This window comes from Neobacillus niacini (genome assembly GCF_031457145.1).
GTDB classification, from domain to species: domain Bacteria; phylum Bacillota; class Bacilli; order Bacillales; family Cytobacillaceae; genus Neobacillus; species Neobacillus niacini_J.
The window spans coordinates 1-11463 of the sequence record NZ_JAVDVZ010000023.1 but is presented as its reverse complement, the minus strand read 5'-3'; the positions used below and the strand labels follow the sequence as shown (position 1 = coordinate 11463).

General features: G+C 37.1%; 11 protein-coding genes and 1 pseudogene. 9 read left to right on the top strand and 3 right to left on the bottom strand.

The genetic code is table 11. The features are described from left to right. The first annotated feature begins 19 nt into the window (after nucleotides 1–19). The 5 genes from J2Y03_RS27640 to J2Y03_RS27620 all read left to right on the top strand — a co-directional run bounded on the left by J2Y03_RS27640 (nucleotide 20) and on the right by J2Y03_RS27620 (nucleotide 6204). The gene (locus J2Y03_RS27640; RefSeq protein ID WP_132097470.1) at nucleotides 20–1120 is read left to right on the top strand and encodes a GerAB/ArcD/ProY family transporter; all 1101 of its coding nucleotides are present in this window, start codon (nucleotides 20–22) and stop codon (nucleotides 1118–1120) included. Between the two features lie 55 nt (nucleotides 1121–1175). After that, nucleotides 1176–1316: a hypothetical protein gene (locus tag J2Y03_RS27635; RefSeq protein WP_310200328.1), complete on the top strand. Its 141-nt coding sequence runs from the start codon at nucleotides 1176–1178 to the stop codon at nucleotides 1314–1316. Nucleotides 1317–1461: 145 nt separating this feature from the next. Further along, the gene (locus J2Y03_RS27630; protein WP_310200326.1) at nucleotides 1462–2823 is read left to right on the top strand and encodes a dipeptidase; all 1362 of its coding nucleotides are present in this window, start codon (nucleotides 1462–1464) and stop codon (nucleotides 2821–2823) included. Nucleotides 2824–3334: 511 nt separating this feature from the next. Continuing rightward, entirely contained in the window at nucleotides 3335–4927 is a 1593-nt protein-coding gene (locus J2Y03_RS27625; RefSeq protein WP_310200324.1) for a long-chain-fatty-acid--CoA ligase, read from the top strand. Between the two features lie 482 nt (nucleotides 4928–5409). Further along, nucleotides 5410–6204 carry a CPBP family glutamic-type intramembrane protease gene (locus J2Y03_RS27620; RefSeq protein ID WP_310200322.1) on the top strand — a complete coding sequence of 265 codons (795 nt, stop codon included), beginning with the start codon at nucleotides 5410–5412 and terminating at the stop codon, nucleotides 6202–6204. A gap of 170 nt (nucleotides 6205–6374) precedes the next feature. On the opposite strand, the gene J2Y03_RS27615 is transcribed toward J2Y03_RS27620, so the two are convergent. From J2Y03_RS27615 to J2Y03_RS27605, 3 genes are all read right to left on the bottom strand, one after another. After that, nucleotides 6375–6569 (bottom strand): transposase, encoded by a 195-nt coding sequence (locus J2Y03_RS27615; RefSeq protein ID WP_310200320.1) that lies wholly within the window; start codon nucleotides 6567–6569, stop codon nucleotides 6375–6377. Nucleotides 6570–6625: 56 nt separating this feature from the next. Next, the gene (locus tag J2Y03_RS27610; protein WP_310200318.1) at nucleotides 6626–7189 is read right to left on the bottom strand and encodes a transposase; all 564 of its coding nucleotides are present in this window, start codon (nucleotides 7187–7189) and stop codon (nucleotides 6626–6628) included. Between the two features lie 148 nt (nucleotides 7190–7337). Continuing rightward, entirely contained in the window at nucleotides 7338–8132 is a 795-nt protein-coding gene (locus J2Y03_RS27605; protein WP_310200316.1) for a GntR family transcriptional regulator, read from the bottom strand. Nucleotides 8133–8488: 356 nt separating this feature from the next. Here J2Y03_RS27605 and J2Y03_RS27600 point away from each other — a divergent pair, with 356 nt between their 5' ends. The 4 genes and pseudogenes from J2Y03_RS27600 to J2Y03_RS27585 all read left to right on the top strand — a co-directional run. Next, the gene (locus J2Y03_RS27600; RefSeq protein ID WP_310200314.1) at nucleotides 8489–9226 is read left to right on the top strand and encodes an AAC(3) family N-acetyltransferase; all 738 of its coding nucleotides are present in this window, start codon (nucleotides 8489–8491) and stop codon (nucleotides 9224–9226) included. Nucleotides 9227–9344: 118 nt separating this feature from the next. After that, nucleotides 9345–10289 (top strand): aldo/keto reductase family protein, encoded by a 945-nt coding sequence (locus J2Y03_RS27595; RefSeq protein WP_310200313.1) that lies wholly within the window; start codon nucleotides 9345–9347, stop codon nucleotides 10287–10289. 279 nt (nucleotides 10290–10568) lie between these two features. Beyond that, the gene (locus tag J2Y03_RS27590; RefSeq protein ID WP_310200312.1) at nucleotides 10569–10976 is read left to right on the top strand and encodes a plasmid pRiA4b ORF-3 family protein; all 408 of its coding nucleotides are present in this window, start codon (nucleotides 10569–10571) and stop codon (nucleotides 10974–10976) included. A gap of 302 nt (nucleotides 10977–11278) precedes the next feature. Further along, nucleotides 11279–11463 (top strand): annotated as a pseudogene (locus tag J2Y03_RS27585) (molybdopterin-dependent oxidoreductase); the annotation flags it as partial.

Genomic DNA, 11463 nt, shown 5'->3' with positions numbered 1-11463 from the left:
AGTAAAGGAAGGAACAAACATGATTGAAAAAGGTAGAATTTCTGTCTTGGAGCTTGCCCTCATTATGTATGCAACAGTTATCGCAACAGCCATTCTTTATATTCCGTATGTCACAGTACAGCATGCAAAGCGTGATTTGTGGCTGTCTCCCATATGGGGTTCTTTGAGCGGATTTCTTATCGTCTTTATCATTGTGATACTCTCTAGGTTTTTTCCAGGGAAAACACTAATCGAATATTGTGAACTTATACTTGGTCGGACCATTGGAAAGATCATCGCCTTCATTTACCTATTTTTTCTTTTACATGATACAGCCATTGGCTTTAGAGAGTACGGTGAGTTTGTCGAAAGTGCTTTTTTGCATAATACACCTATGCTTTTTGTGACCGGAAGTATAGCCATATCTTGCGCCATTGCTGTCCATGGGGGCATTCAAACGATTGGACGATGCGCTGTGCTTTTTTTGCCAATTGTTTTAGCTTCCTATGTACTGATTTATATCTTTCTTATACCTGATTTGAATGTGAAAAATATGTTGCCGATTATGTCAAATGGAGTAATGCCCTCAATTAAAGGCTCACTGGCACCACATGCCTGGTTAAGTCAATTTTCATTAATGTCGTTTCTGCTGCCATTATTAACGAATCAGCAAAAGGTTATGAAATGGGGAATGTTTTCAGTCATTGCGAGTGTTTTGACGATGGTCTTTATTAACCTTGGGAATCTTTTTTTATTTGGAAAAATTATTATCAATCTACAATTTCCGGTGTTTGAGGCGGCAAGATTTGTTAGTATCGGTTCTTTTTTTGAACATATAGAGTCCATCATCATCGCAGTTTGGGTTCTTGGCGGCTTCATTCAGCTGTCCGCCTTTTTTTATATGCTCGTTCTTGGTACTTCACAATGGCTGAAATTGCCAAGTTATAAACCATTTGTTTTACCAATTGGATTTTTAATTATTCTATTTTCAGCCTGGACAATCCCTTCATTTGAGGACATGATTCGAGGAATGGGTACAACTGTGCCTTATTATTTCTTAACAGTTCAGCTGATCATTCCCATTTTACTCCTATGTGTTGCGGTCATACGTAGGAAAAGACCGAACTCGTTCTTGCAGTAAGTTTTATGCGAGGGGAGATGAGAGAGAAGTGTGCCAGGCACCTTCCAAATTTTAGATGGTGCCTGGCACTTTTTTCGTGTATAATGCTGGAACGGCAGGAAGCATTTTTGATTTAAATGCATTTTCTCGCTTTGCAGAAGTAGGAGCAGATGTCATTCTTTTCCCCATTCCAGGAACAGGTTACGGTAAGAGGTAAAAGACATACATATTTAAGAATGGTCGCATCTGCTATAAGATAATAACGAGTTATTATCGCTTTTTATTTTAGAAGGGGATTTTTCAATTTTCTTCTTAATTTTTGTGTAAAATAGAAGTGAAAATAAAAAAGAATAGGTGAGAACATGAGTCAATTATCCGATTTTGTATCCAAGAATCATCATCAAAATGTTGAGGAATTAAAAGAATTACTTTGTATTCCAAGCATAAGTTCCTTATCTGAGCATAAAGAGGACATTCAAAAAGCAGCTTCCTGGATCGCCAATAAGTTAGAAAGCATTGGAATGGAACACGTTGAAATCGTACAAACAAAAGGTCATCCGATTATTTTTGCAGACTGGCTCCATCTGGAAAATGCGCCGACTGTATTAGTATACGGTCATTATGACGTACAGCCAGTTGACCCGATTAATTTATGGGAAACCCCTCCGTTTGAACCAGACATCCGAGATGAAAAAATCTTTGCGAGAGGGGCAACAGACGACAAAGGGCAGACGTTCTTACATATTAAAGCTGTAGAAACTCTACTGAAAGTAGAGAATAAATTACCGGTAAACCTTAAATTTTGCATCGAAGGAGAAGAAGAAATCGGAAGTCCTCATCTTCCACAGTTTTTATCCGAAAATAAAGAAAAATTAGCTTGTGACGTGGTGGTCATATCCGATTCTGATATGTGGGATCGAGGAGTTCCTGCTATTACTTATTCTTTAAGAGGTCTGTGTGCGCTCGAGGTTTCCCTTAAAACGGCTAATACAGATTTGCATTCAGGCATGTTCGGTGGGGGAGTTCAGAACGCTAACCATTTGTTAGTGCAGCTGCTTTCTACACTTCATGATGCAAACGGAAAGGTAAATGTTAATCAGTTCTATGATGATGTTTTAGAATTGACAGAATTTGAGAAGGAACAAATTAAAGCACTGGGCTTTGATGAAGAAAAGCTAAAAAAATCGTTAGGGTTAACAGAATTAACGGGAGGGGAAACAAATTATCCTTATCCTGAGAAAATCAGTTCTCGGCCAACATTAGAATTAAATGGCATATGGGGTGGATTTCAGGGGGAAGGTACAAAAACCGTTATTCCGAACGAGGCACATGCCAAAATCACCTGCCGTCTAGTCAATAATCAAAATCCAGAAAAAATCCAGGGTTTAATCAAAAAGCATTTAGAAGAACAAGCACCAAAAGGATGCAGTGTAAAAGTGACACTTCAAGATACGGGTAATCCATTCTTAACCCCAATCGATCATCCGATGATTCAAAAAGCGGCTGAAGCCTATGAACAGGTCTATGGAAAAGCACCTGTTTATAAAAGAGAAGGGGGTTCAATTCCGATTGTATCGGATTTCAACCATACGCTAAATTCTCCTGTTGTCTTAATGGGATTCGGGTTGCCAGATGAAAATCTCCATGCTCCAAATGAGCATTTTAACTTGGAAAACTTTGATAAAGGGATTTTAACAATCTGTTCGTTTTTAGAACGGATCTGAATAGATAGGCAACGGAGGGATGCATAGGATCCCTCTTTTTTGACGATAAAAGTGGTACCATCCAAACCAAAACAATCTCATATTACCATAATGCACTTTATGATAAAGGATATATCGCTTTTGATGCATAGGGGAGACTACTTATATCCGCTTTGATCGAACCCGAGAATTACCTGAAGGGAAAAGGAGCAGGTCCGATAACAACGGAAAATTGAATTAGAAAAACAAGAACTAAAGGGTTCCTAAGCCAGGAAATAATAATATTAAACCTCAAAAAAGTAGTAGTCATATTCTATCGACAACTACTTTTTTATATTTGCCGATACTATTACGTACCGGGGGTCAGGCACTTTTTTGCGAGTGGAATAAATATTTAAAAATAATGTCCTTCAGTTTGATTATTCTAAAAATTATGTACTTTATCTATTAAATCAATAGCAAGTATATTATTATTATAAATAGGAGTTATTTAACAATACCTTCAATTAGTTTTTAAAAGGAGCTGGTTTATTTGTTTTCTGCACTAACACCACTGGACTGGAAACGTAGAGCGGTGAAATATTATCCGCAAAAAACAGCTGTAATTGATGAAGAGAAGGAGTTTACGTATCAAGAATTTGGAGAGCGAACGGATCTGCTTTCGAAAGCCTTACATAATGCTGGAATCCGAAAAGGTGACCATGTTGCGGTGATGTTACCCAACACACATTATATGTTGGAATGTTTTTATGGGATCTGTCAGCTGGGTGCGGTAATGGTACCCTTGAATTACCGATTATCCGCAGGCGACTTGGAGTATATCATCAATCATAGTGATTCAAAACTGTTAATTGTAGATGAAGAATTTTGTGGGCCGATTGAGGAAATGGAGAGTAGCCTTTCCTTAGATCAGATCGTTATCGTAAATGTAGCAGGACATAAGACTTCTTTAACCGGTGTGGATTATGAGTCATTCCTTCAACATGCTGAAGAATTGGAAGCGCCACCAGAGATAGAAATTGATGAAAATCAACTTCTAACATTGAATTATACTAGTGGTACAACTTCAAAACCAAAAGGTGTTATGTTAACACATCGTGGTAATTATCTAAATGCCGCAAATTTCTTGTATCATCTTGGTGTAAAACATGATGATGTATATTTACATACACTGCCGATGTTTCATGCAAATGGATGGGGCGGTGTTTGGGCAATTACGGCGGCTGGTGCCACCCATGTGTGTTTAAGAAAAGTAGATCCGCCTCTTATTCTCGACTTATTTGAAAATAAAAATATTTCCTTATTATGTGGGGCGCCGACAGTCGTCAATATGCTGGTGAATGATCCAAAAGCGAAGCAAATTGAAATCAAGACGAGGCCACGGATGGCGACGGCTGGTGCTCCACCATCGGCAGCTTTGATTCAAAAAGCACAAGAAATCCTTGGCTTAAATATGATCCATGTCTATGGTTTGACGGAAACCTCGCCATTTATTCTTTATTGTGAATGGAAAAAGGAATTTGATTCAAAGTCTTCAGATGAACAAGCAATGATTAAGGCTAGACAAGGGATTGAACTCGCTTTTAATGGAGAAACAAAAGTCATTCATCAAGACGGGGAAGAAGTAGCTTGGAATGGGAAAGAATTAGGAGAAATTATTACTCGTGGCAATGTTGTGATGGAGGGATATTATAAGGATCCGGTAACAACGGAAGCTGCCATCAAGGACGGATGGTTCCATACCGGCGACTTGGCCGTCACTCATCCGGATGGGTTCATTGAAATCCAAGACCGTGCCAAGGATTTGATCATTTCAGGTGGAGAAAATATTTCTTCTACAGAAATTGAAGGGATTTTGTATAAACATTCGGATGTCTTGGAGACGGCGGTTATTGCCATTCCTGATGAAAAATGGGGCGAGGTACCATTGGCCATTATTGTGTTACAACCTGGTGCAACGGTAACCGAAGAAGAGATTATTTCTTTCTGCAGATCCAACATGGCCCACTTTAAAGCACCTAAAGAAGTGGAGTTCGTAGTTTCTTTACCAAAAACGGCAACTGGTAAACTGCAAAAATATCGTTTAAGGGAAATGTATTGGAAAGGAACAAAAAAGGTAAATTAATAGAACATTGCTGGGTCAGTCCCTACTACTTAATAAGTGGTAGAAACTGACCCTTTTTTACCCATATTATGATTTAATATGAAAAATTTCATAATGGAGTCATCGGTATACTCTTGAGAGATGGACGTTTCAGTTAACCACGAATCCAAAAAGAAATCGGGAAAAGTGCTGGCACTTTTAATTGGTATTCCCACCTATGTTAGAAGGATTAATAATGCAGTGAAGTAATGTAAAACAACGTAGAAAAGAGTTACATTATTCAATAAGCGGTTTTCCAGAAATGTGGTGATTGGTACATAAGACGGGATTTATATTTATTAATGAAGCAACGATCCCCCATACACTTTTTAAAGTACCCCTTTTCCTCTTAGCGAAAAGGGTTTTTTGAGGTGGTTTTTTTCATATAGGTGGAATACGGTTTTCTAGAGAGGAATAATCTTAAAACAGATAGATAAGGTTTTCTACAAAAGGGGGAGATCTTTTTGAAAAGTTATTTATCGATGATAGGAAATTTTTTGCTTTATTTGGCGGTTTTGATCTTGGTCATCCTTCTCTACAATATGATTGTGAACCCTGTCTTAGGGTGGGGACAGTTCGGAACAGGTAAGAACATTGCGATTCAGGTGTTTATTGTTTTGACAGCAACCATTGGACTTTCCGCCATTGTTTATACTGTCAAATACAGGGTACTGAAACAGAAAACTGCAAGATTTTGGGGGATATTTGGATTCTCGAGGATTAGTTTGGGCAGTTTGATTTACATGATCACAATGGGTCTGGCGTTTACTCTTTTAAATGCTACTGTAATGAAATTGTTGCTCCTTCACAACATAACATCTATGAATGATTTTACCGAAACCTATTTTAACTCTGTATCTTTTCCTACTTTAGTTGTTTCCTCAGTGATAACCACTGCCCTGGAATTGATTGTATTTATAGGAATCATGTTTAACGAAGCAAGAAAAAATGTACCGGTTTTTTGGCCAATTTTAGGTATCGCCATAATTATTGCTGCTGTGCAGTCGCCGGGTGGAATCTGGATGCAGCTTCTAGGAGCTGCTTTAGGACTTATTTATGGCTTTATTTATGTCCGTACTTCATCAATATGGTCAGTTATTTCTATCGGAATTGTATTTAACATCAGTCTGTTCAGTATGAAAAAAATCGGCTGGCTTGATTCAATGGAGAATATGTCGGAATTCAGCCTAATCGTACTTGCTATCGTCATGGGAATTTTCCTCCTTTTTAGCACCCTTTGGTATTGGAGAAAACAATAGTAAACTATTTAATATACTTCCCAATTTGTTTGTCTTGAAGACAGTCTAAGATAGATCCAATAAGCCAAAGCTTATTATGCTGACCAAGTAGTTTAATGAAAGAACTAAAAACAATCAATGAGCCGTAATATACAAGATTTTATGCAGTACTTGTATATTATTGCTTATTTTTATTCGAAAAATATACGGGAATAGCGCCAGATATCATCCATTATTTGGAAGGAGCCTGGCACTTTTAATTCTATGAACCCACGGTTTTTTAATTCTAATTTGATGCGACGGTATCCATAATTACCATTATTCTCATCAAAAATCGAGTGGATTCTCTCTTCCATCTCTAGGTCTGGATTCTCCTTCTTCATCATTTTTATATGATAATGGTAGGAAGATTCAGGTATACCTACTTTGAGTAAAACATCTTTTAATTTGAAGTTTTCTTTGAGTTCGAATGATAACGCTGCTTGTGCTTTTCGAGATAGCCTTCCGGATCCATCTGAAAAGCTCGCAACTTTTTTAAGTATTCTACCTCTAAACGAAGAAGTTCATTTTCTCTCTCCAATTTTTGTTCGTATGTCATTTCTTTTTCTTCCGTTTGTTTACTTTTTTTGTTCTTAGCTTTATCAGACATTGGTAGCCGTCCTTTCGGTCTTTCCAGGGCTTCAGAGCCACCCTCTAATAAGGCTCTCTTCCATGAACCTATCATAGAAGGGTTTGTTAACCCAAAGTGGAGGGCTGTATCGACTTCTGAGGAACCTGTTCTCTTCATAAAGCTTAATACATCCAGCTTGAATTGAATAGAATAAGTTTCATGATTCCTCTTTCTCAATAGACCATTCTCCCCGAATTTTTCGTAAACTTTTACCCATCTTTTAATTGGCGTGGAGCTTTTCATATCATACTTCTTAGCTAATAGTTCATATCCCAATATCTTTTCTTTATATTCTCTTACCAGCATTAGCTTAAATTGTTCACTGTATTTAGCCATAAAAATACACCCCAAAAGTTATAGATTTTACTCTAACTTTTGGGGTGCAGTACATTATTTGGAAGGAGCCTGGCACTTTTAATTCTGGAAAATAATATATAATTATTATACTGGTGATTAGGAATTAAAATGAAAGGCTGGATGGGAGTTATTCGCCCCCATCCAGCTTCTTTTTATCAATCTTCATCTGAAACAAATAGTCTTGTTCTTCTCCTGAACTATGTTTAAGAGTAATGACGTATTTTGATCTTTCCCCAAGTACGATGCTTTTTGATACTACCACTGCTTTTTGTTCGGAAAAATAAACTCTCTCAACCAGCAATGCTGATTTTCCCAATATAGTGTTCAATTGTTTTGACTCAAATTCATTTAAGTTTATTGAATCAATTTCTAATGTTGAATGGGTAATTTTTATTTTAAGTTCCTTTTCAATGTACTCATAAAATATAGTTGATTCTAGGTTCTTTTCTAAAATAGTAGGAGCCAGTTTCAAGGGAATATGAGTCGTTACATAAAAAAGCGGAATATCATTAGCACTTACCAGGCCACTAAATTTAAAAATTTCATCTGATTTATCCAAGTTAAAGATATTCAGAATTCTGGGAGATGTATCCTTTTCGATGGTTGCTTCGTACAACTTAAAGCTAGGACGGAGCCCCTGTTCATATGCTAGTTGGGCAAAAGCAATTTCCCCGTTTAAATCTTGTAAAACTTTTTTGGGAGCTACAAAGGTACCAACACCCTGTTTCTTTTTAATTAACCCTTCAAACATTAGGCCATCCAATGCTTTTCTTGCAGTAGCACGGCTTATATTATATATTTCCATTAGCTCTCGTTCTGAAGGAACCAGTTGACCTTCTACCAAAGTTCCATCTATTATTTTTTCCTTAAGAATTTCTTGAAGTTGATAATAAAGTGGTATTATGCTATTTTTATGTAACATTTTCATCACTCTTTCTTATAACTATTTATATTTACCCGATCAATGGTTTCACAATCTGAAGTAGTCTAAGGCTTGATTGATGATATACATTGAATAACTTTTCAAGACACAAATAAATGACAAGCCTGAATAGATAGGTAAAGGGGGGAACACATAAATCCCTCTTTTCTGCCGATAAAAGTCCAGACACCTAAAAGAGACACTGATATTAAAAAAATCAATGTCTCTTTTTATTGAGGAATTTTTAACATGTATAAGGGCTTATCTATATATCCTGCATTTCTACAGGGAAAATAGACAAATAATCCTAATATGGTATTCTTTTGGTATATTGAAAGATTGAAAGGTTGAATGTGATGTACAAGAAACCAGATTTATTAAATCATCTTAAAGAATTGGGAATCGACGAAAATGGATCATTACTTGTTCATTCATCAATGAAAAGTATTGGACAAGTAGAGGGTGGGGCGGATACTGTCCTTGATGCACTTTCAGAATATATGAAAAATGGTCTTTTGGTTTTTCCTACCCATACATGGTCGTATATTAATGCGGAGAATCCTCGATTTTATGTCAATGACTCACCATCTTGTGTTGGATTATTAACGGAACTGTTTCGAAAACGTCCGGGTGTTGTTCGCTCTTGGCATCCAACGCATTCGGTAGCTGCCCTGGGAAAAGAAGCACATGAATTTATTGCGGGAAATGAACAATTCGATACACCTTGTGCACGCGAATCGAGTTGGGGGAAATTACTCGATCAGAAGGCAGCCATCTTGTTAATCGGAGTCGATTTACGAAGATGTACATATATTCATGGAGTCGAGGAATGGCTTGATATACCAGGTCGATTGACCGATGATCACGAAATGCTTTACACAATATTACCGGATAAAACGGAAATTTCCATACCACAAAGAAGACATATTGGTCATACCTCTGAAAAATACGTACGAGTTGAAGATATTTTTCTAAAAAATCAAGTTATGTACAAAGGTCAATTTGGCGATGCAACAGTAAGAGTATGTGACACAGTAAAAATGACAGAATTGCTAAATCATTTACTAAAGGAAAAACCAGATTTATTTTCTTGATTTATAGGGGACAACGTCCAATCCAATCCTACAGTATTTCATAATTGTAAAAATAGTACAAATTTTATATAGTTTATTTGAAAGTCCTTTTCTACTTATTCAGGGAGGTATGATTTCGATGAAGTACAGACGTTTAGGAAATAGCGGGTTAAAGGTAAGTGAAATCAGTTTAGGAAGCTGGTTAACGTACGGGAAAACGGTTGAAGATAACACTGCTGAGAAAACAATACATAAAGCATATGAGCTAGGGATTAACTTCTTTGATTCTGCCAATGTTTACGAGCGTGGTGAAGGTGAACGAGTTATGGCTGGGGCTTTAAAGGAATATCCACGTGAATCCTATGTCATTACGACAAAAGCGTTCTGGCCAATGGGTGAAGGTCCGAATAATCGCGGATTATCGAGGAAGCATGTGATTGAACAAGCCAATGCGAGCTTGAAGCGAATGAACTTAGATTATGTTGATATTTTTTACTGTCACCGCTATGATCCGGAAACGCCAGTTGAAGAAACGTTGAGAGCCATTGATGATTTAATTCGTCAAGGGAAGATTCTTTATGCTGGTGTAAGTGAATGGAGTGCGGCTCAGATTGAAGAGGCAGTCCGTGTGGCTGATAAATTCCTTTTAGATCGAATTGTCGTGAACCAGCCTGTATATAACATGTTAAACCGCTATATTGAAAAGGAAGTTATTCCGGTGAGTTCAAACCATGGGATTGGACAGGTGGTCTTTTCTCCTCTCGCTCAGGGAATTTTAACAGGAAAATATAAAGGAAATACCATTCCGGAGGATAGCCGTGCCTCAAATGCAGAAATCAACAACTTCATGAAGGGTATGTTGACTGAGACTACCTTTACGAAGGTGGAACAGTTAGAGAAGATTGCCAAGGAATTAGAAATCACTCTACCTAGCCTTGCGTTAGCATGGATTTTACGTCAGTCCAATGTTTCAAGCGCATTAATTGGTGCAAGTAGACCAAGCCAAGTAGAAGAAAATGTCAAAGCCGTTGAAATTGAACTTACGAGTGAGGTAATTGAAAAAATTGAGGGGATTTTGGCATAGAAACAATTTTAGATCGGACCGTTGTAAAGTAAGTAGTTCAATTTTTGAGTAGAAAATAACATAACATTACAATTAGAGTGCTAAAACTTCAAAGGATTTAGCACTCTATTTTTGTTGTATTATTTATAATATTAACGTAAATATTCTTTTTAATAGAAATGAAGAAAATCAAAACATGAGAAGATGAGATAAATGTTAATCCAATGTACGAAATCCTTGCTTGATCAGCTTGGAATAAAGAACAGTGAGCTGTAAGAAACGAAGGACCTCAAAATTGTGATGGATGACGGCCCCGAGACGATGGAATATTTGGATTTTGATGTATTTGAGATTCGTCAGGAGCGATTTGTTGGTCTTGAAGACATTTTTCCAACCTATGGTGAAGTCGTAAATGAATACGATTTTGGAGATTCCTGTGAACATACGATAACATTGGAAAAAGTCGTTAAATCAAATGAGTTTCGTGCAACATTTGTTGCAGGAATCGGAGAGAGACCTCCTGAAGATGTAGGAGGAGAAGGGGGCTATGAGGAATATCTGCGAATTATGGCAGATGTAAACCATCCAGAACATGAGGACATAAATGAATGGGCAAAAAATCAAATGGAAAGAAGCTTAAGCCAAGAAAAGATTAATAATAGACTTAAGCATGTAATTAAAGGTTATCGATATTCATATTTTTTGTGATTAGATTGAACAAAAAACCTATCACTCTTCGTAAAAAAGCCCAAGTTAACGTACTCTTTCGTTGAAATTCAATCTGTTATTTATTCAATACATATAGTCAAGGTGAGTTAATAGGAGTTATCGGGGGGTGATATCGTAGTGAGAGGGAAGGAGAGAGGTAAATTGAAAAATGCTGTCCTTTCACGTCATAGAAAACGTGCTTCGCTTAAAGTACCATCATCAACTCGGTTAAGGGCACAAATATTAAGATTAAGACTTAATCTTATTTCTGCAGGTAAAACATTACGAGGGGGGGAACAAGAATGAATTGGAAACTATTTTTTGCAAGTAACTTAACATTTGGAAGAAAGCTTGCTAGGCTCCATCACGTGAATGCGATATTTTTTCTTATTTTAGGCGTAACGGGGTTAGTTTTGTTTTCTAGCTATTATCGCTCCGTCTTTCCAACGTCCCGTATTTGGGTCAAAGACACACATATATGGATAGG

Bases quoted from the DNA above. Each gene is read 5' to 3' on its own strand.
- J2Y03_RS27640 (WP_132097470.1), top strand. From the start codon at position 20: ATGATTGAAAAAGGTAGAATTTCTGTCTTGGAGCTTGCCCTCATTATG.
- J2Y03_RS27635 (WP_310200328.1), top strand. From the start codon at position 1,176: ATGGTGCCTGGCACTTTTTTCGTGTATAATGCTGGAACGGCAGGAAGC.
- J2Y03_RS27630 (WP_310200326.1), top strand. From the start codon at position 1,462: ATGAGTCAATTATCCGATTTTGTATCCAAGAATCATCATCAAAATGTT.
- J2Y03_RS27615 (WP_310200320.1), bottom strand. From the start codon at position 6,569: ATGATGAAGAAGGAGAATCCAGACCTAGAGATGGAAGAGAGAATCCAC.
- J2Y03_RS27610 (WP_310200318.1), bottom strand. From the start codon at position 7,189: ATGGCTAAATACAGTGAACAATTTAAGCTAATGCTGGTAAGAGAATAT.
- J2Y03_RS27605 (WP_310200316.1), bottom strand. From the start codon at position 8,132: ATGTTACATAAAAATAGCATAATACCACTTTATTATCAACTTCAAGAA.
- J2Y03_RS27600 (WP_310200314.1), top strand. From the start codon at position 8,489: ATGTACAAGAAACCAGATTTATTAAATCATCTTAAAGAATTGGGAATC.
- J2Y03_RS27595 (WP_310200313.1), top strand. From the start codon at position 9,345: ATGAAGTACAGACGTTTAGGAAATAGCGGGTTAAAGGTAAGTGAAATC.
- J2Y03_RS27590 (WP_310200312.1), top strand. From the start codon at position 10,569: ATGGATGACGGCCCCGAGACGATGGAATATTTGGATTTTGATGTATTT.